General features: G+C 57.4%; 15 protein-coding genes. 8 read left to right on the top strand and 7 right to left on the bottom strand.

The features are described 5' to 3' along the window. Positions 1-66 precede the first annotated feature (66 nt). Positions 67-939, top strand: a complete 873-nt coding sequence (locus ACN28Q_RS03535; RefSeq protein ID WP_095845060.1) for a LysR family transcriptional regulator — start codon at positions 67-69, stop codon at positions 937-939. A gap of 31 nt (positions 940-970) precedes the next feature. On the opposite strand, the gene glyA is transcribed toward ACN28Q_RS03535, so the two are convergent. Further along, entirely contained in the window at positions 971-2,212 is a 1,242-nt protein-coding gene (glyA, locus tag ACN28Q_RS03530; protein WP_095845059.1) for a serine hydroxymethyltransferase, read from the bottom strand. A 201-nt stretch (positions 2,213-2,413) separates the two neighbouring features. Between glyA and ACN28Q_RS03525 the strand changes: the two genes are divergently transcribed. Beyond that, positions 2,414-3,820 (top strand): aminotransferase-like domain-containing protein, encoded by a 1,407-nt coding sequence (locus tag ACN28Q_RS03525; RefSeq protein ID WP_095845058.1) that lies wholly within the window; start codon positions 2,414-2,416, stop codon positions 3,818-3,820. Positions 3,821-3,964: 144 nt separating this feature from the next. Beyond that, the gene (locus ACN28Q_RS03520) at positions 3,965-5,476 is read left to right on the top strand and encodes an MFS transporter (protein ID WP_095845057.1); all 1,512 of its coding nucleotides are present in this window, start codon (positions 3,965-3,967) and stop codon (positions 5,474-5,476) included. 64 nt (positions 5,477-5,540) lie between these two features. On the opposite strand, the gene ACN28Q_RS03515 is transcribed toward ACN28Q_RS03520, so the two are convergent. After that, positions 5,541-6,704, bottom strand: coding sequence for a dihydrodipicolinate synthase family protein (locus ACN28Q_RS03515; RefSeq protein WP_095845056.1), 1,164 nt, complete (start codon positions 6,702-6,704; stop codon positions 5,541-5,543). A gap of 276 nt (positions 6,705-6,980) precedes the next feature. Here ACN28Q_RS03515 and ACN28Q_RS03510 point away from each other — a divergent pair, with 276 nt between their 5' ends. Continuing rightward, the gene (locus ACN28Q_RS03510; RefSeq protein WP_095845055.1) at positions 6,981-8,114 is read left to right on the top strand and encodes an acyl-CoA dehydrogenase family protein; all 1,134 of its coding nucleotides are present in this window, start codon (positions 6,981-6,983) and stop codon (positions 8,112-8,114) included. A gap of 76 nt (positions 8,115-8,190) precedes the next feature. Next, a complete protein-coding gene (locus ACN28Q_RS03505) occupies positions 8,191-9,036 on the top strand; it encodes a sugar phosphate isomerase/epimerase family protein (RefSeq protein ID WP_095845054.1) in 846 nt (281 codons plus the stop codon). Positions 9,037-9,356: 320 nt separating this feature from the next. Here ACN28Q_RS03505 and ACN28Q_RS03500 read toward each other — a convergent pair whose 3' ends face one another. The 5 genes from ACN28Q_RS03500 to ACN28Q_RS03480 form a co-directional block, all read right to left on the bottom strand. Then, positions 9,357-11,006 (bottom strand): electron transfer flavoprotein-ubiquinone oxidoreductase, encoded by a 1,650-nt coding sequence (locus tag ACN28Q_RS03500; protein WP_095845053.1) that lies wholly within the window; start codon positions 11,004-11,006, stop codon positions 9,357-9,359. Positions 11,007-11,029: 23 nt separating this feature from the next. Continuing rightward, complete coding sequence (locus ACN28Q_RS03495) at positions 11,030-11,959, bottom strand: electron transfer flavoprotein subunit alpha/FixB family protein (RefSeq protein ID WP_095845052.1); 930 nt, start codon at positions 11,957-11,959, stop codon at positions 11,030-11,032. A gap of 1 nt (position 11,960) precedes the next feature. Then, entirely contained in the window at positions 11,961-12,710 is a 750-nt protein-coding gene (locus ACN28Q_RS03490; RefSeq protein WP_095845051.1) for an electron transfer flavoprotein subunit beta/FixA family protein, read from the bottom strand. A gap of 114 nt (positions 12,711-12,824) precedes the next feature. Further along, positions 12,825-14,411: a GMC family oxidoreductase gene (locus ACN28Q_RS03485; protein WP_095845050.1), complete on the bottom strand. Its 1,587-nt coding sequence runs from the start codon at positions 14,409-14,411 to the stop codon at positions 12,825-12,827. Positions 14,412-14,433: 22 nt separating this feature from the next. Continuing rightward, positions 14,434-15,951 (bottom strand): aldehyde dehydrogenase family protein, encoded by a 1,518-nt coding sequence (locus ACN28Q_RS03480; protein WP_095848900.1) that lies wholly within the window; start codon positions 15,949-15,951, stop codon positions 14,434-14,436. A gap of 317 nt (positions 15,952-16,268) precedes the next feature. Between ACN28Q_RS03480 and ACN28Q_RS03475 the strand changes: the two genes are divergently transcribed. The 3 genes from ACN28Q_RS03475 (at position 16,269) to ACN28Q_RS03465 (ending at position 20,529) form a co-directional block, all read left to right on the top strand. Then, complete coding sequence (locus ACN28Q_RS03475) at positions 16,269-16,913, top strand: TetR/AcrR family transcriptional regulator (protein WP_095845049.1); 645 nt, start codon at positions 16,269-16,271, stop codon at positions 16,911-16,913. 379 nt (positions 16,914-17,292) lie between these two features. Continuing rightward, positions 17,293-18,432, top strand: a complete 1,140-nt coding sequence (locus ACN28Q_RS03470) for a tail fiber domain-containing protein (protein ID WP_095845048.1) — start codon at positions 17,293-17,295, stop codon at positions 18,430-18,432. 96 nt (positions 18,433-18,528) lie between these two features. Then, positions 18,529-20,529: an S-type pyocin domain-containing protein gene (locus ACN28Q_RS03465; protein ID WP_230469403.1), complete on the top strand. Its 2,001-nt coding sequence runs from the start codon at positions 18,529-18,531 to the stop codon at positions 20,527-20,529. Positions 20,530-20,535: the final 6 nt, after the last annotated feature.

The following is a 20,535-nucleotide window of genomic DNA, read 5'->3' as shown; positions in this document are numbered from 1 at the left end:
AACCGGCGGTTGGCTCTTGGCGGGCCATGTTACAATTGCGGCGTGTGGAAGCAGGCCGGAGGAACCATGGATCTTAAAAGATTGCAGTATTTTTGCTCAATAGCGGAACAGGGCTCGATCAGTAAAGCCGCGAGACTATTGAACATCGCCCAACCGCCGTTAAGCAAACGCCTGCAGGAGTTGGAAGAAGAGATTGGTTCGCCGCTGTTTATCCGCTCGCCGCGAAAAATGCAGCTGACCGAAGCCGGCACCTTTCTTTACCGCCAGGCATGCACCATCCTGAGCAGGGTTAATAGCCTGAAGCGGCAGACCATTATGATCGCCACCCGCAAAAAACATGTGGTGAACATCGGCATTTCCTACCTTTATCTGCGCTATTTCAACCAGATGTTGCTGGATTATTACCACAACCGGCCGGACTGGGATATCAATGTGGTGGTGTCTGACTCCAGCCACCTGGAAGAGATGCTGATCGGCCAGGCGATTGATATCGCCCTGATGCAATCCCCGGCGGACAAACAGCCGTGGTTCGTGCGCGAGCTGGAAGCCGTCGACACGATCGCCGTCATTTCTGCGCATTACGCCGCCATGTTTGCCGGCAAGGCGCTGCATTTTACCGATCTGAGCGGCGTGCCGTTAATTCTGCTGCACCGGATCGGCGGTGAAGGCACCTATGAAATTCTGCGCAACAAACTGTATGAGAAGATTGAACAGGTGAATATCAGCATTAAGGTTTCCGAACCCAAGCTGATTCTTGAAATGATGGAGCAGGGGTTTGCCGGCGCCGCATTTATTCCCCGCTCCGAGTTTGTGCCCAGCCCGCAGGGCAAATACATCAGTTGCCCGCTGGCGGAAAGCTTTGCGATTTACAAACCCGCGATGGTGACGCTGAGCACCACGCAGGATCGTCAACTCTGGGCGCTGCCGGCGGAAGAGTAGCCCCGCGCCCTTTACCCCTGGCGCGAGTAGGCTAGGGCAGCGGCCGATTAACCGGAAAGCGCGCACACAGCGTCAGCGCCGCATCGCGCACCCGCGCCAGCACGGCATCATCCTTCGGCGCCTCCAGCACATCGGCAATCATCCCGGCCAGCGCCCGCGCTTCGCGTTCCGTAAAACCTCGCGTGGTCATGGCCGGCGTACCGATACGGATCCCGCCGGTCACCGTTGCCTTGTATTCGTCGCCGGGCACCGCATTCTTGTTCAATGTGATATGCACGCTTTCCAGCAGGGCCTCCGCCGCCTTGCCGCTGATATTTTTACTGCGCAGATCGACCAGGAACATGTGGCAGTCGGTGCCACCGGAAACAATGCGTAGCCCGCGTGCGCGCAGGGTTTCAGCCATCACCCGCGCATTGGCGATCACCTGCTGCTGGTAGCGTTTAAAACTTGTCTCGGCCGCTTCCCGAAACGCCACCGCTTTGGCGGCGATAATATGCATGAGAGGGCCGCCCTGGTAGCAAGGGAACAGGGTTTTATCCAACGCGGCGCCAAATTTCGCCTTGGCCAGAATCAGCCCGCCGCGCGGGCCGCGCAAGGTTTTATGGGTGGTTGAGGTGACAAAATCCGCGCAGCCCACCGGTGAAGGGTAAACGCCCGCGGCGATCAGCCCGGCATAGTGAGCCATATCCACCATCAGATAAGCGCCCACTTCATCGCAGATACGTCGGAAACGGGCAAAATCAATGATGCGAGCATAGGCGGAAGCACCGGCGATGATCAGCTTTGGCCGGTGTTCGCGGGCCAACCGCTCCACCTGCTGGTAATCGATAGTTTCACTGGCCGCATCCAGGCCGTAAGAGACGGCATGGTACATTTTGCCGGAAAAGTTGACGCTGGCGCCGTGGGTCAGGTGGCCGCCGTCGGTCAGCGCCATGCCCAAAATGGTGTCGCCGGGGTTCAGCACCGTCAGAAACACCGCCTGATTGGCCTGGGAGCCAGAATGGGGCTGCACGTTCGCATATTCTGCGCCGAACAGCGCGCAGGCGCGTTCAATCGCCAGCGTTTCTACTTTGTCCACCACCTCACAGCCGCCATAATAACGTTTGCCGGGGTAGCCTTCGGCGTATTTGTTGGTCAGCACCGAGCCTTGGGCGGCCAGCACCGCAGGGCTGACGTAGTTCTCGGAGGCAATCAGTTCAATGTTGTTTTCCTGCCGTTGCTGCTCATCGGATAGCAGCGTAGCAATCTGCGGATCGCGTGTTGAAAGTTCCATATTTATTCCCGTTTTGTTGTTATTGATTCATACTCATCAGCCTGGTTTTCACCGTGCCTTGCTCCTTTGTGGCCGGCAGGGTGTTTATTAATCTATTGATCTTCATCTTTATTTATCTTTAACCCTGTGGCTTGCAGGGAAATGTACCGTCAAAACCGGCCGGGCGATATGCACAGTTCGGTGCGATATAAGGCAGAACAGATGGCAGAACAGATATGCCGCTACCGTGAGATCGCGGAGCAGCTAAAACGGGCAATCATCAACGGCGTGCTGCCGGCCGGGCGCAAACTCCCTTCGGTCAGAAAGCTGGCTACACAGTACGGCGCCAGCATGACCACCACGCTCAAAGCCTTGCGCACGCTGGAGGATGAGCACTACGCCCAGGCCAGGCCGAAGTCCGGTTTTTATGCGGTATTGCCTGAACAGGCGCCAACTGCGCCGCTGCGGCCGGTGGAGATTGCGCCGCTGGATGCGCAAACGGAGCTGCATCTGGCCATGTTGGGCAGCGATTGCCGCGTGCGGCTGGATTTGGCGAACGGCGCCGGCAGCCTATACCCGATCCGCAAAATCAGCCTGCTGATGCGCCAGCTTAGCTACCGCAAGCCGCAACTGTTGGGCAATGCCATCAAGGGGGCGGGCTACCCGCCTTTGCAAACCGAAATTGCCCGCCGGGCGCTGGACTATGGGTGCAGCCTGGAAGCCGGCGAGATCATGGTGACCAATGGTTGCATTGAAGCGCTGGCGTTGGCGCTGCGCGCGGTAACCCAGCCGGGCGACAGTGTGGCGGTGGATTCACCCTGTTATTTTGTGCTGTTGCAGATGCTGCGCCATTTGGGGCTGCGGGTGGTGGAAGTGGGGCGCGGCGAAGATGGCGTTACCGACGCCGGGCAATTGGCCGCGCTGTTCCAGCAACGGGTGGTCACCGCCTGGGTGGCGCTGGCTAATGTGAACAACCCGGTGGGCACCACCATGGGGGATGAAACTAAAGCCTTTTTGGCCCAGTCGGCGGAGCAGCACGGCGTCACCATCATCGAAGACGATACCTTTGGCGATACCGCCTTTAGCGCCGCGCGGCCTTTCCCGCTGCGCGCGTTCAGCGAAAATGTGATTTTGTGCAGCGGTTTTTCCAAAACCATCGCGCCCGGCCTGCGCGTGGGCTGGTTGAGCGGCGGCAAGTGGAGCAGAAAAATCGCTGCGCTGAAGTACACTTCAACGCTCGGCACCAGCCTGTTGCCGCAGGCCGCAGTGGCGGAACTGCTGAAAAACGGCGGCTACGACGCACACCTGCGCAAGCTGCGGCGGGAGCTGGCGCGGCAGGTTGCCGCCCTGCGCGCCGGGGTGATGCGGCATTTCCCGCCCGGCACGCGCGTTTCAACGCCGCAGGGCGGTTATGTGCTGTGGGTAGAGCTGCCGCCGGGCTGCCTGCCGGCACATGAACTGTCGCACATTGCGCGTGAACAGGGCATCGGCATTGCCCCCGGCCACCTGTTTGCTACCGATCGCCGTTTCGATCACTGCCTGCGGTTAAACGCCGGCTTTGGTTGGAATGACGAGGTCGACAGCGCCCTGCAATCGTTGGCGAAGTGGTGCATTCCTGCAAAAAAATAAGGCTGATAACAATCAAAAACATAAGCTATACCAACTAATTATTATTGCGATCTCGATCATAAAGTAACCAACAGGTTAGATACTTAACTTGGTGGGTGTTGTATGTTTTTTTAACAAAAACATAACACTCACGGGGATGGTTTTATGGCGATACCGCAGGTCAGACTCAAACACTACCTGGCTTATGGCTCGGGGGATTTTTTCGGCATGGGCACCACGGCGCTGACCGGCGCCTGGCTACTGTTCTTTTACACCAACTTCTGTAACCTCACCGCGATCGAAGCGGCGTCCATTTTCGCCATTGCGCGCGTTTTTGACGCCGTCGCCAGCCCGCTGATGGGCTTTTTTACCGATAACTTTGGCAAAACCGCGCTGGGCAAGCGCTTTGGGCGGCGCAAATTCTTTATCTTGCTGGGGATACCCGCGGTGTTCTCGTACTGCTTTATCTGGGTCAGTGATATGAATTATTTCTATTACCTGATCACGTACCTGGTGTTTGAAATCGTCTACAGCATGGTGCTGGTGCCTTATGAGACGCTGGTGCCTGAAATGACCAATGATTTCAAACAAAAGACCAAGTTTTCCGGCGCGCGGATTGCCTTCGCCCAGGTGTCCTATATTGTGGCGGCGTATTTGCCCGGGCTGTTCTTTACCTGGTACGGCAAGGATAACGCCAGCGTGTTTTTTTATTCCGGCATCGTGGTGGCCGTTATCTGCGCCGTCGTGCTGTGCCTGGTGTATTGCTACACCTGGGAAAGGCCGCGGCCAGCCGAAGCGGTGGTTGAAGACGGCGAAAAATCCGCTTTTAACCATACCGCCAGGAAATTTGTCGCCGAAGTGTTCTCTACCCTGAAGGTGAAAATGTTCCGCAAGCATTTGGGGATGTATCTGGGCGGGTTTATCGCACAGGATCTTTTCAATGCGGTGTTCGCCTATTACGTGATTTTTGTGATTTACCAAACGGCGACGGTGTCGTCTGAGTTGCTCGGCATCATGTCCGTATTACAGTTTGTCGCCGTGCTCGCGATGATCCCGCTGTGTATTTCCTGGGGGCCGGCGCCGGCATATCGGCTTTCCGTGGTGCTGTTCGGCATGGCCTGCGCCGCCTATGGCCTGCTGTGGCTGGGGGATCACAACAGCCTGCTGTTGCTGATGCTGGTGTCGGCTTTGGCCGGCGTGGGGCGCGGGGGCATCAACTATATTCCGTGGAATACCTATACCTACATGGCGGACGTTGATGAGGCGATTACCGGGCAACGCCGGGAAGGGATTTTTGCCGGCGTGATGACCATGACGCGTAAAGCCTCCCAGGCCGGGGCAATCATGGTGGTGGGGTTGTTGTTGCAGGCCGCCGGGTTTATGCCGGGGCAAAACCAGCAGCCTGAAAGCGTGCACCAGGTGATCCTGCTGGTGCTGTGCGGCGGCACGCTGTTGCTGCTGTTAGGCGGCTATGTGGTTTCACGCGGGTTTATCCTGAACGTGAAAAACCATGCGGTTTTGCGTGCCAGCTGTACGCAGATGCAGGCGGCGGGCGGGCCGGTGGCCGGCAGCCTGTCGGTGGAAGATCAGCAGATCCTGGAGCAAATCACCGGGCTGCCGTACGAACAACTGTGGGGCAATAACACGGTGGCCTATTACAACCGCTGCCCCGATTAATGCCCGCAATAGGATGATAAAAAAAACGCTGCCGATGATCACCGGCAGCGCTTTTTTACGCTTTTCAATAACCGTATATTTTAAGCAGCGCCTGCATTCTTTGCAGCGCTAACTCCGGCTGGTGCAACAGCCCGGCCTGGTCGGCCAGGCGGAAGATTTCTGCATAGTGGCTGATTTCACGCGCGGCCTGCATGCCGCCCGCCATCGCAAAGTGGCGCTGGTGGCCATTCAACCAGGCGAGAAAAACCACGCCCGCCTTGTAATATTGGGTGGGGGCTTTAAAGATCTCGCGCGCCAGCGGTACGGTGGGCGCAAGGATACGATGATATTGCGCACGATCCCCTTGCGCCAGCGCATTTAGCGCCTGGCTGGCGGCAGGGGCGATGGCGTCAAAAATCCCCAGCAGGGCATGGGAGTAGTGCCCCTGTTCGCCTTCGATCAAATCCGGATAGTTGTAGTCGTCGCCGGTATACATTTTGACCTGCTCGGGCAGGCGCTGGCGAAAGGCGATTTCGCGCTCTTTGCTAAGCAACGACATCTTGATGCCTTCCACTTTGCCGGGATTGGCGTTAATGATCGCCAGCACCGTATCGGCGGCGCGGTCAATGTCGGTGCTGCCCCAGTAACCGGTGAGCGCAGGATCAAACATGTCCCCCAGCCAGTGCAGGATCACTTTGCCCTGGCTCTGCTGCAACAGGCGGTTATACACCCGCAGATAATCTTCACTGCCGGTTGCTACCTTGGCCAACGCCCGGCTGGCCATCAGCACTATCCGCCCGCCATGCTGTTCCACCAATTCCATCTGTTCTTCATAGGCGGCGATGACCTGATCGAGCGACGTGGCCGCATTGGCGTCTAGCTGATCGGTACCCACGCCGGCGGCAAGATCGGCGCCCGGCGTCGCTTTGGCCGCCGCCAGCGAACGGATGATCAACTCCCTGGCGATCGGCCAACTGATCCCCATGCCGCGCTGGGCGGTATCCATCGCTTCGGCCACTTTAAAACCCAATTGCCACAGATGGTGGCGGTAAGCGAGGGTGGCATCCCAGTCGATGGCGGGTTTTTCAAGCCAGTTGGCCGTTTGGGCTTCGGGCGCAATCACCACGTGTGCGGCGGCATAGGCGATGCGGTTGAATGCCGGCGGCGTTTCCGGCCACGCCGGGGCGGCGCCCAGCAGTTGATAGTCGGCAAGATTTCCGTGGCGATCCGGCAGGCGTAGGGTAGACATATTTTTGTTCCTTATAAACTATCTGTTTAGTTACTTGTGATTCATGTTTACTCATCGATTGTTTAAAAGTCAAGCGCCGGCCGGCCAGAGTGTTCGCTCGGTCAAGGCGGCAGAATATGCCGTGGCGACAAGCGGCAAAATTCTGTTGTACAGCTAACAGTTATCGCCGACGGGCATTGACTTATTCACCTGTAGATTGTAGTAACTATCTAGTTATTTAATTTAACCGTAATGCAACGATAATGATACCGAGTATCAACAGGTGGGAGGGGAACCATGTATTTAACTGAGATCCATCAACAGATTCGCGATATGACCCGTAAGTTTGCCGACGAAGTGATCCGCCCGCAGGCGGAAGAGCTGGATCGCGAAGAGCGTTTTGCCGGTGATATCTACCAGCAGATGGGGGAACTGGGGCTGTTTGGTATCACCGTGCCGGAAGCCTACGGCGGCGTCGGGTTGGATGTGGTGGCCTATGCGGTGGTGATGGAAGAGCTGTCGCGCGGCTATGCGTCAGTGGCCGATCAGTGCGGCCTGGTTGAACTGCTGGGCACGCTGTTGTCGCAGCATGGCAACGATAGCCAGCGCGCCAGGTGGCTGCCGGGCCTGCTTAATGCCTCGCTGAAAGGGGCATATTGCATCACGGAAGCCGGCGCGGGTTCCGACGTCTCCGGCGTGAAAACCACGGCGACGCGCAGTGAAAACGGCTGGGTGTTGAATGGCAGCAAACTGTGGATCCATAACGCCCCGGTGGCCGATGTGGCTTTTGTGCTGGCGCGCACTGATAAAGAAGCCGGCCACCGCGGCATGAGCATCTTTATCGTTGACTGCGCGCTGGCTGGCGTATCCAAAGGGCCGAAAGAGCACAAAATGGGGCAGCGCTCGTCGCAGGTGGGCGAACTGCACTTTAACCAGGTGCAACTGCCGGCGGATGCGCTGCTGGGGGCGGAAAACCGTGGTTTCCACATGATGATGAGCGCGCTGAATAAAGGGCGTGTGGGGATCGGCGCGTTGGCGGTCGGCATTGCGCGCGCCGGGCTGGAGGCCGCCACGGAATATGCCAAACAGCGCGAGCAGTTCGGCCAGAACATTGCCGGGTTCCAGGCAGTGCAGTTTATGTTGGCGGACATCGCCAAAGACACCGAAGCCGCACGCCTTTTGGTGCACAGCGCCGCCTATAAAATTGACACTGACGCGGCCGACGCCACTGCTGCCTGCTCAATGGCCAAGTGCTTTGCCGGCGATGTGGCGGTGCAGCATAGCGCCAATGCGGTGCAGATCTTCGGCGGCAGCGGCTATATCCGTGGCGTAGAGGTGGAGCGGCTCTATCGCGATGCCAAAATCACCCAGATCTATGAAGGCACCAACCAAATCCAGCGCATGATCATTGCGCGCCATTTACTGGCCTGACGCCGCGGCGTTCCCTCGCTTGGCCGGGGGAACGCGCTTTCCTGTCTGCAACGATATAAAGACGACGAGGAGCATCATGCGTGAACTGAAAGGGCGCCGCGATCTGCTGGCGATCAACACTGCGACCTTGGGTTACCAGCAGCCGCTGGACCAAACCATTCATCTGCTGGCCGAAGCCGGGATCGGCGGTATCGCGCCCTGGCGCCAGGAGGTCGAGGCGCTGGGGGTGCAGCGCGCTGCTGCTCTGATCCGCGCCGCCGGGCTCACGGTGACCGGCTATTGCCGCAGCCATTACTTCACCGCGGCGAGCCGGCAGGCGCGCGAGCAGGCGCTGGCGATCAATCTGCGGGCGCTGGATGATGCGGCGGAGCTGGGGGCGCAATGCTATGTCATGGTGGTAGGGGGCTTAAGTGCTGATAATACCGCGCTACCGGCGGTATGCGATCAGGCGCTGGAAGGGGTGATGCGTCTGGCTGAGCACGCCCGCCAGTGCGGCGTGCCGCTGGCGCTGGAGCCGCTCCACCCGATGTACTGCGCCGAGCGCAGTTGCCTGGTGACGCTGGCGCAGGCGATCCAGTGGTGCCGGCAAATCAACCACGAATATCCGGCCAGCGCGGGCATTGCTGCTGATGCCTATCACCTGTGGTGGTCGCCGACGCTGGAGGAGGATCTGCTCCAGGCGGGCGAGTTATTGCTGGCCTGCCATGTTTCGGACTGGCTGGTGCCGACGCGCGATATGTTGAACGATCGCGGCATGATGGGGGACGGTGTCATCGCCCTGCCGGCTTTTCGCGCGCAGGTTGAAAAGGCCGGTTACGGCGGTTTGATTGAAGTGGAGATTTTTTCCCGCGATAACTGGTGGCTGCGCCCGCCGGCCGAGACGCTGGCCACCTGTATCACACGCTTTGAAAGTGTGGTTTGACTGGGAGATGTTTTCCCTCACCCCAACCCTCTCCCAGAGGGAGAGGGAGCTGCCCGACGCCGTGTGTTGGTTCGGTATTTCAAGCCTGCCTTATTACGTATGCCGTCACAGTGGGCACGGTGTACTTTCTCTCCCAGTGGGAGAGGGAGCTGCCCAGCGTCGTGTATTGATTGGGCATTGCTTTGCTGCGATCAAGTCTGCCTTATTACGTATGCTGCCACAGCGGGCACGGTATACTCCCTCTCCCTTTGGGAGAGGGTTGGGGTGAGGGCAGAGGGCAGAGGGCAGAGGGCAGAGGGCAGAGGGCAGAGGGCGGTGCATCACATATTCGGATAGTTCGGGCCGCAGCCGCCTTCCGGCACGGTCCAGACGATATTCTGCGCCGGATCCTTGATATCGCAGGTTTTACAGTGCACGCAGTTCTGCGCATTGATCTGAAATTTCTTCTCCCCGGCGATCTCGACAATTTCATACACCCCGGCCGGGCAGTAGCGCTGTGCCGGCTCGGCGTAGCGGGGCAGGTTATCCCGCAGCGGCACCTGCGCATCCCGCAGTTTCAGGTGGCAGGGCTGGTCTTCGTCATGGGCGGTATTGGCAAGATAGACGGAAGAGAGCTTATCAAAGCTCAGCACGTTGTCGGGCTTGGCGTAGTGGATCGGGGCGCACTCGCTGGCGGGTTTCAACTGCAGATGATCGGGGTGACGATCGTGCAGCGTAAACGGCAGTTTGCCCTTGAACCAGTTCTGATCGAAATAATTGAACACCCCGCCCAGCAGGGTGCCGTAACGGTGCAGCGCCGGGCCGAAGTTACGTGACTGGCGCAGTTCATCGGCCAGCCATGAATGGTTAAAGCGCGTGGCGAATTCGGCCAGATCCCGCTGCCCGTCTGGCGACTCCTGCAGCGCGGCGAACACCGATTCGGCGGCCAGCATGCCGCATTTCATTGCGGTATGGCTCCCCTTGATCTTGGCGAAATTGAGCGTGCCGGCATCGCAGCCAATCAGCAAACCACCGGGGAAGTGCATTTTCGGCAGGGCGTTAAAGCCGCCCTTGGTGATGGCGCGCGCGCCATAGGCAACGCGTTTGCCGCCCGCCAGCACCTGGCTGAAAACCGGGTGGTGTTTCATTCGCTGGAATTCATCGAACGGGCTAAGCCAGGTATTGCGGTAGTTAAGATCGACGATCAACCCCACCGCCACCTGATTGTTGGCGGTATGGTAAAGAAAACTGCCGCCGGAGGCATCGCCGGTCAGCGGCCAGCCGGAGGCGTGGATCACCTGGCCGGGGCGGCTTTTTTCCGCCGGGATATCCCACAGCTCTTTGATGCCAATCGCATAATGCTGCGGATCGCTGTCGGCGGCCAGGTTGAAACGCGCGATCAGTTGTTTGCCCAGGTGGCCGCGGCAGCCTTCGGCAAACAAGGTATATTTCGCGCGCAAATCCATCCCGGGCGTGAAGCCCGGTTTGTGATGGCCGGCGGCGTCCACCCCCATGTCACCCAGCCGCACCCCGCTGACCGCGCCGGCCTCGTCAAACAGTATCTCGGCGGCGGCGAAACCGGGGAAGATATCCGCGCCCAGCGCTTCCGCCTGCCTGGCCAGCCAGCGGCATAGCTCGCCCAGGCTTATCACGTAGTTGCCCTGGTTGTGCATCGGCGCGGGGATCAGGGCGTTGGGGATCGCCCAGGCCTGGTCGGCGTTGCGCAGTAAATACAGCGCATCTTCCGTCACCGGGGTATCCAGCGGCGCGCCGCGTTGTTGCCAGTCGGGAAACAGTTCGTCCAGCGCCTGCGGCGCGAACAGCGCGCCGGAAAGAATATGCGCCCCGATCTCCGCGCCTTTTTCGATCACGCAGACGCTCAACGTTTGTTCCTGCTGTTGCGCCATTTGCATCAGGCGGCAAGCGGCGGACAGCCCGGCGGGCCCGCCGCCGACGATCAGGACGTCAAACTCCATTGATTCACGTTCCATTGCTACCTCCCTTGCCGTGCGGCTTAAAGCCGCTCAATCAACTGCGGCACGACCTCAAACAGATCGCCCACCAGGCGGTAATCGGCAATCTGGAAAATCGGCGCTTCTTCGTCGTTGTTGATGGCGACAATCACCTTCGAGTTGCTCATCCCGGCCAGATGCTGGATAGCGCCGGAAATGCCGACGGCGATATACAGCTCCGGCGCCACCACTTTGCCGGTTTGCCCCACCTGCAGATCGTTGGGCACCATACCGGCATCGACCGCGGCGCGCGAGGCACCCACCGCGCCATGGAGTTTGTCAGCCAACTGCTCGATCAGGGCGAAGTTCTCCCGGCTGCCCAGCGCTCTGCCGCCGGAAACCACCACGCGCGCGGTGGCAAGCTGCGGCCGTGGGGAAACCACCCGATCTTCACCGACAAAACGGGCGCCGCCGCCGGTAATCGCTTGTTCAAGGGGTTCTATCGGCGCTGTGCCGCCTTCCGCAGCGGCGGCCGGGAAGCTGGAAGCGCGCACCGTCAGCACCACCGGATCATCATGGCTTTCCACGGTGGCGATAACGCTGCCGGCGTAAATTGGCCGTTTAAAGACGGTGGGGCTTTCAACGGCGATGATGTCAGAGATTTGCGCTACGTCGGCCAGCGCGGCGACGCGCGGCATGATGTCTTTGCCATTGGCGTTGGCGACGGCCATCAGGTGGCTGTAGCCGCTGCGCTGCGTATCAAGCAATGCGGCGATATTTTCGGCTAACGGGTGCCGATAGGCGGCGTTATCCGCCAGCAGTACGCGCGTAACGCCGGTCACCGCCGCGGCCTGTTCGGCCACTGCCCGGCAATTTTCACCCGCCACCAACACGGTGAGTTCGCCGCCGATCGCCTGTGCGGCGCTGATGGCATTCAGGGTGACGGCATTTAGCGTGGCATTATCATGTTCGGCCAGAAGTAATGTATGCATATCAAATTACCTTCGCTTGGTGTTTCAGCTTATCGATCAGTTCGTCGACGTTGGCTACCTGAACGCCCGCCTGGCGGGCCGGCGGCGTTTCCACTTTCAGCAGACTGACGTGCGTGCGCGGTTCAATGCCGTAGTCGCTAAACGGTGTGACGTTGAGCGGTTTGCGTTTTGCCTTCATCAGGTTCGGCAGAGAGGTATAGCGGGGTTGGTTAAGGCGCAGATCGGTGGTCACCACCGCCGGCAGAGACAGCGCCAGGCGCTGCAGACCGCCGTCAACCTCACGGGTCACCAGCGCCTCGCCGCCTTCAATCGCTAACGCTGCGGCAAAGGTCGCCTGCGGATAGCCGCACAGGGCCGCCAGCATCTGCCCGGTTTGGTTGTTATCGCCGTCGATCGACTGTTTGCCCATTAAGATCAGCTGCGGTTGTTCCTGTTCCACCACCTTTGCCAGCACTTTTGCCAGCGTGAGCGGTTCCAGCGGGCTATCGCAGGCGATCAGCAGGCCGCGATCGGCCCCCATCGCCAGCGCGGTGCGCAGCTGTTCTTGCGCAGCATCCGGGCCAATCGTCACCACCACGATCTCACTGGCGATGCCTTTTTCTTTCAGCCGCACGGCTTCTTCTATCGCGATCTCACAAAAAGGGTTCAGCGCCATTTTGGTGTTGGCCAGATCGACCTGGCTGTGATCGCTCTTCACTCTGACCTTGACGTTGTGATCGACAACGCGTTTGACGGGTACCAGAATTTTCATCAGCTTATTCCCCTTCAAGATGGTATAGGGTTCTTGTTTTACATTTAAGTAAATAACTATTTAGTTATAAATTCAACCGGTTTTTGCCCACGGCATCCGGCGTGACATCCGTGATTAACGTGCTGCGATAATCAGATCGCTGGCTTTCTCCGCGATCATAATCGTCGGTGCGTTGGTGTTGGAACTTACCAGGCTTGGCATCACCGAAGAGTCCGCCACGCGCAGCCCGGCGATGCCGTGTACGCGCAGGGCGGTATCCACCACGGCCTGCGGATCGCCGCCCATTTTACAGGTGCCGACCGGGTGGTAGCAGGTGCGGCCGAACTGGCGGATATAGTCTTCCAGCGCGGCGTCGTTTTGCACGCCGTCGCCGGGCATATGTTCACGGCGTAGGTAGGGCGCGAAGGCACTCTGCGCCATGATCTCGCGCATCAGTTTGATGCCCGCCACCGTCATCTTGAGATCCCGCGGATCGGCAAGGTAGTTGGGGTTGATCAGCGGGGCATCAGCGGCGTTGGCGGTGCGCAGGCTAACGCTGCCCCGGCTGTGTGGGCGCAGGAAGTAGCTGTTGATGGTGACGCCGGAGCCTGACTTGACCGGCGGGATGCCGGCTTCCACTCCGGCGCCGGCCAGGAAATGGATTTGGGTGTCCGGCGTTGCCGATTGCGGATCAACAGACCAAAAGGCGCCGCCTTCGACAATGTTTGAACAAACCGGCCCCTTACGGAACAGCAGGTATTCCAGCCCGGCCCACAGCATCCAGTGCGGCTGTTTGTATTTGTCGTAGCTCAGCGGCTGGCGCAGTTCGTAGATCAGATCGACCCCGAGGTGATCCTGCAGATTTTGCCCGACGCCGGGCAGATCGGCCACCACAGGGATGCCCAATTGGCGCAGGCTATCTGCCGGGCCGATGCCGGAAAGCAACAACAGCTTGGGGGAGCCGATTGCGCCGGCGCTGACAATTACTTCGCCGCTGGCGCGCAACTGCTGCAACTGGCCGTTGCGCACCACTTCCACGCCGACCGCCCGTTGGTTTTCCACCAACAGCCGGGTGATCTGGCAGCCGGTGATAATGGTCAGGTTTTTGCGTTTGCGCGCATCTTTCAGGTAGCCCACGGCGGCGGAGCAGCGGCGGGCATGGCGGGTGGTGGTTTGGTAAAGCCCGCTGCCCGCCTGTTTTTCACCGTTGAAATCGGGGTTATAGGGCAACCCGGCTTGCTGGCAGGCTTTGGCGAAGGTTTTGCTCATCAGGTTGGGGTTTATCGGGCTGGATACGCCGAGCGGCCCGCCGTTACCGTGCCAGGGCGCGGAAAAGGTATCGTTGTCTTCCGCCTTGATGAAATAGCGTTGAATATCGGCAAACGACCAGCCTTCGCAGCCTTCCTGCGTGGCCCAGCGGTCATAGTCCGCCGGGTTGCCGCGGGTGAATACTTCGGCGTTGATCGAGCTGCTGCCCCCCAGCACGCGCCCTTGGGCGAACAGCATTTCGCGCTGATTCATATGCGGCTGGGCCGCGGTATGGAAGCCCCAGGTCAATGGGCCGCCGGTCATTTTGCTGAACCCCACCGGCAGGTGAATGTAAGGGTTGGTATCCTTGGGCCCGGCTTCAACCAGCAAAACGCGGCATGCCTGCTGCTCGCTCAACCGCGCCGCCAGCACGCTGCCGGCCGAACCGCCACCAATAACTATATAATCGTACATGCCTGATTCCCCGATAATTAACTCAATCAGCCAGCCATTTATTGCGTTGCCCCAACTGGATATGGACCGATTTCAGTTCGGTATACTCGTCAACGCCGTAGGTGCCGCTTTCACGGCCAATACCGGATTGCTTAAAGCCGCCGGAGGGCAGCTCGGGGCCGCCGGCAATGGTGGTGTTCACCCACAAACGGCCGGCTTTTAAATCACGGAACCCCTGAATGGCGCGATCCAGATTGGCCGTCCAGATGCTGGCGGCCAGGCCGTAGCAGGAGTCGTTGGCGATGGCGATGGCTTCTTCGTCGCTGTCAAACGGGGTGACACACAACACCGGGCCGAAGATCTCTTCGCGGAAAATCGCCATTTCGGGCGTCACGTTGTCGAAGATGGTCGGTTCGATGAACCACCCGCTGTTGCTGGCAATGGCGTTGCCGCCGGTCAGCAGCGTCGCGCCTTCTTGTTTGCCCTGGGCGATATAGCCCAAAATGGTTTGATGGTGCTTTTCGCTGATGATCGCCCCAACCTGGGTCGCTTCGTGCAGCGGATCGCCAATCTTGACCCGCTGCGCCCGCTCCACCAGGCGTTGGCAGAAGGCTTGATGGATTGAGCGCTCCACCAGCAGGCGGCTGCCGCTGACGCAGCACTGGCCGGTATTGAACAAAAAGCCGAACAGCGTGCCGTCCAGCGCGGCATCCAGATCCGCATCGGCAAACACGATCTGCGGGTTTTTGCCCCCCAGTTCCAGCCCCAGCCGCTTGATATTGCCGGCGGCGGCGCGCAGCGTGCTTTGGCCCACGCTGGTGGAACCGGTGAACGACACCATATCCACGTCGTTATGTTCGGTGATGCGCTGGCCGACCACGTTGCCGGCGCCGGTCACCACGTTGAATACCCCGTCCGGCAAGCCGGCTTCCTGCAACAGTTCCGCCAGCAGCAGCGTAGTGCCAGAGGTGATCTCGGCCGCTTTCGCCACCAGCGTGCAGCCGGCCGCCAGAATATAAGGGTAGCGTTCCGCCCCGATGAAGAACGGGAAGTTCCACGGTGTAATCACGCCCACCACCCCGATCGGTTCGCGGGTGACCAGGCCAAACATATTCTGGCCAAGGTTGTTGAAGCTGTCGCCGCTGATGCTGCGCGCCACCCCGGCGGCGTATTCCCAGATATCGGCCGCCCCCAGGATCTCGCCGCGCGCCTGGCCCAGCGGTTTGCCGGTTTCCAGCGTTTCAAGCAGGGTGAGCTTATCGAGGTGTTTACGGATCAACTGTGCGGTGGCAAGCAGCACCTGCGCGCGTTCTGCACCGCTGCGGCGCGACCACACGCCGGAATCAAAGGCGTGGCGCGCGGCCTGAATGGCGGCATCGGCATCTTCGGCGGTGCCGGCCGGATAGCGGCTGACCGGGATACCGTGCGCCGGGCTATTGCGGGTGAAAAACGCCGTTGCGTGCCCTTGGGTCCATTCGCCATTGATGAACATCTGGAACTCATGTGCTTTTGCCGGCAGCAATGGATGATTCAAGTCAACATTATGAAAAAAGTTACCCATACTCTCCCTCTCATCATTCTTGAACAGGCCGGCGCACGGTGCGGTGTGGGCCAGCGGCGCGGGCTGCATGCGGTTAGCCAGCTGTATTGATTACATTTGCAATTAATCGTCTGTTTAGAAAAAAGATTTCACACTATATATAACCAATTAGTTACATATACTAGCACGGGTTTTATCATCATCTGGGGGACGTAAGGGGTTTTGTAATAAAATTGTTATCCGCTTAGCAGAAAAAACATAAAGTGGAAAAATTCTCTTGATTTCCATAAAGTGATAAAGATGTAATCACAGGCCATCTACGCGATAAAAAACGAGAAATGACTAAAATAACAGCCGAAAAACCAACACAGGTACGCGATCCCGTTGCAACGCAGAAGCGGATTCTTAAAGCGGCAAAGCGGGAGTTTGCGCAAAAAGGGTTGGGGGGCGCGCGTATTGATATCGTTGCTGAAAAGGCAAAATCCAATAAACGTATGATCTACCACTATTTTGGCAGCAAAGAAGAGCTGTTCCAGAAGGTGGTTGAAGATTCCTACCTGGACATCCGCGAGGCGGAAAAGAAGCTGCATCTTGAGCGGTTGCCGCCGCAGGAAGCGATCGAAACCCTGGTGCGTTTTACCTGGCACTACTACCTGAAAAACCCGGAGTTCCTCACGCTGGTCAACAGTGAAAACCTCCACCGCGCGGTGCACCTGAAAAAATCCGAGGCGATTAAATCGGCGCAGCAATCAATGGTCAGCCTGATGGGCAATATACTTAAGCGCGGGGCGCAGGAAGGGATCTTCCGGCCGGGGGTGGATCCGGAACAGCTGATCATTACCATCGCGGCGGTGAGCTACTATTACTTCACCAATAAATACACCGGCGCTATCTTGTTTGACCGCAACTTTATGGGTCCCGACGCGTTGCAAAAGCGCCTGGATTTCAACATCGACACCATCATGCGTATCCTGAAGCCCTGACGGCAGCCTTTGCCATTGAAAACCGCCCGTTGAGCCAGCCACGGCGGTTTTCTCTTCGATTCCATCCGCCGTTCTGTTTGCGAAATCCCGATTAAATCGGCATGGGCCATAGCCTGCATTTCTCTCATCACGCCACGTTGTTTACCCATCGCCAATCCGCTGATTTTGTATCACTCACCACACAACAACTGATTATCACTCTCAATTGACGCGCCATATTCACAACGCTATTTTACTGGTTATACATACAGTAATTTCTGTGTGTTATTCCTGGTCATGCAGCCTAACTATGAATTCCGGTACCTGTTCGCCAGGTTTCCAGGGAGGATACAGAGCGCTGCCAATCACCAGAAAACAAGCGTGAAAATGGAGAAATACAATGGCTGAAGAAAAGAAAAATGCGCAGGTGATTAACGGTGTTAATGAGGATATTACCGAGCTGAAATCGCTGTCTACGTTGCGCAAACGTGTGATCAGTGATGCTGAGGTGGTGTCCAAATCGGCAAACGGTTTCCGCCTGGCATACGGCAACACCGGCGTTATGTTACGTAATGACGGCAAGGACTTTTATGCCCTGACCACGGCTAGCGGGCAGGCGCAGGATGGGCAGTGGAATACGCTGCGGCCGCTGTCTTTTAATCTTTCAACCGGCAGGGTTTCCCTGCGTAACGGTGTTGACATTTCCGGTGGCGCGTTGGTGTCGCATAACGCGGGCATTGCAGCCAAGACCACCGGCCCGGCCTCCCTTATTAATGGGCAAACGTATAACGCACCGGCGATAAAAACCTGTTTTACCAGCGGTGATGTGACCACCACGATGATGATGGGGGCGCGGGTTGTCACGGGCAAGGAGGATTATGGGTTGCTCTCCTATCAGGATTGGCAAGGGAACTGGAACGAACTTCAGGTCAGACCCAATGCTGAGCTTTCTGTGGGGCAATTGACCAAGCGCAATCCCGAAGGGTGGATTATTGCTTCGGGTAACCGCAGCGTGGATAACAACACGGGCAGGAAAACCAATGGCCTATGGATTCAGGCCCGGGCCGATATGTCTGCGGACTTTTACCATTATGAACGTATCGGCCAGCACCATTTCCTGGGGCTACATGTTGCTAATGGTGGCGCACAGGGTTGGTATGAGTTCCGTAATGATGGCCACGCCTACACCAACGGGAGTTGGCACAGCAGCTCAGATGTGCGGATGAAAACCGACGTTGAGAAGATTGCCGACGCACTGGATAAGCTGGAAAAAATCAGCGGCTATACCTACCTCAAACAGGGGGTTCCGGAAGCTGGGGTCATTGCCCAGGAAGTGGAAAGCGTGTTGCCACAGTCTGTGACCACCACGATGCTGACACTCAACGATGGCAGCATGCTGAAAGACGCACGGGGCATCAACATCAATGGTGTTGTGGCGTTGCTGGTTGAGGCGTTGAAGGAAGAACGAGAGGCCCGGCTGGCCTTGGAACTGCGATTAGCGGCGATGGAAGGGGATATTTCAACACCTCGTCATTCTTAAAACGGGTAACCGAGTATTTTTGAGCAGGATAAATAGTGTCTTTAACATTTAAAACGTTTATCCCGCTGTCTTCATAAAATAAATAAGGAGAAAGCGATGCCTGGATTTAATTATGGTGGAAAAGGTGATGGCACTGGCTGGAGCAGCGAGCGAGGGGATGGCCCAGATCCAGGCGGGGGCTCCAGTGGAAATGCTGGTAATCGTGACACAAACAACAATTCCAAAGAATCTGCCGCGCAACGCCAAGTAAACGCCGTTCGGAATGATCCGGCGATTAAAAACATGCTCATTGATCTACTAAAAAGAGCCCGTTCCATTAACCCATCAGCGAAAGTTACCCTAACGAAATTAGATAGAGACGGTATATTAAACCTAGAGGTCTCCGGGATACGTCAAGACCAAGCTGACGCTATAGTAAAAACATTTGAGACAGTAAAACCAGAAGTAAAACGCCAGTCGCTAAGCGTGGTGGCCGCCAATCCTGGTGACGCAGGAGTTTTTGGCTGGGTTGAGACTGGGCATAAGCTATTTAATTATCCAAACAAACCCAAAGGCTCCAATAATGATAATGTTACAATGGCTGAAAATAAGGTGACTCTTGATACATATTCCGCCGTATTACGTGGTGAGATACCTGATGGTTTCTGGCTTGATAACAATAAGGTCATGACCGAAGTCGTCACCAAAAATGAGATTAGTTCGGGCAAAAACGATAATGTCAAGATAACCTACTTGAAGAATAACGTAGAAGTCCCTTCCCTGACCGACGCCTACAATCAGTGGAATAAAATACAGAACGAAATGGTCGAAGAAGTTCGTAGAACTGAAGAGGCCCGTAAAGTCGAAGAGGCCCGTCGAGAAGAAGAAGCTCGTAAAGCTGAGGAAGCACGAAAAGCAGAAGAAGCCCGTAAAGCAGAAGAAGCCCGCAAGGCCGAAGAAGCACGCAGAACAGAAGAAGCGAGGAAAGCTGAAGAGGCAAGAAAAGCCTTGTTCGCCAAGGCTGGTGTTTTGGATGCCCCAACCTACACCCCGGAAATGGTGAAATCCGCCAATGCCGCATTGGCGGCGGCGGGAGCGACAATTCTAAACCGCACACCCGGCATGATACAGTGGTCTTCGGTCGCGAAAGGCGTCGCGACGGCAACCAGCGAGTTTTCAGGTTGGGTGTCCAGTGCGTTGTGGCGAGGTGCTTATGAGGTTGGCAGTATACGTGCCAGCACTGTTGTCGCCACAGGGTCGGTGCTCGGTGCATTTACTCTCGCTTTCTACTCGAAGGAAGCCGGAACAGGAAGTGACCAGGTTCCAGGGCGGGATGTCAATCTGTTTGCCTTTCAGGCAAGCCTGGCAGCGGCAGGTCAAACCACTATCCAGCCTGGAATGACCTCGGTGGATTTGCCCGTTCGCGGGTTTATTTCAACCGACAGCGACGGGAAGCAGAGTGTAAACTTCGTCAAAACAGGCGTTGGCGGCGTGTCTCCAAGCGTCCCCGTGTTCAGACCTGTCCGTGATGAGAAAACGGGGCTTGATAAAATCACCTTGCCCGCGATGGAAGGTGTACCTGCACGGACGATACTGATAAACCCGGTGCTGACTGGCCCTGCGGCTCCAGCCCATACCGGTAATGATTCGCCAGTGCCAACGACACCGGTACATACCGGGTCGGAGGTGAAGCAGGCAGATAGCATCGTCGTAACGACTTTCCCTGCAGACGTTGTTCATGATATGCAAGACTTCATCCTGTGGCAGCCGGATGCAACAGGGACTGGGGTTGAGCCGATTTATGTGATGGCTAGTAAACCAAGGAGAGGTGTTAAAGAAAAAGGCCATGAGTATCACTCCGCCCCTAAAACTGAAGAGATTAATGGGCTGGGTGATTTAAGACGTGGTAAAGAAAAAACGCCTAAACAAGGTGGAGCGGGTACACGTAAACGTTGGATCGATGATAAAGGTCGTAAAATCTATGAATGGGATTCCCAGCATGGAGAACTGGAAGGGTACAGGGCTAGCGACGGTCAGCATATAGGTGCATTTGATCCGAAAACTGGCAAACAACTAAAACCCGCAGACCCTAAACGAAACATCAAAAAATATTTATAAGGAGAT

This window comes from Gibbsiella quercinecans (genome assembly GCF_002291425.1).
Classification (GTDB): Bacteria; Pseudomonadota; Gammaproteobacteria; order Enterobacterales; family Enterobacteriaceae; genus Gibbsiella; species Gibbsiella quercinecans.
Note: the sequence above shows the minus strand (reverse complement) of the source record. Positions and strands in the feature narration are given on the sequence as shown.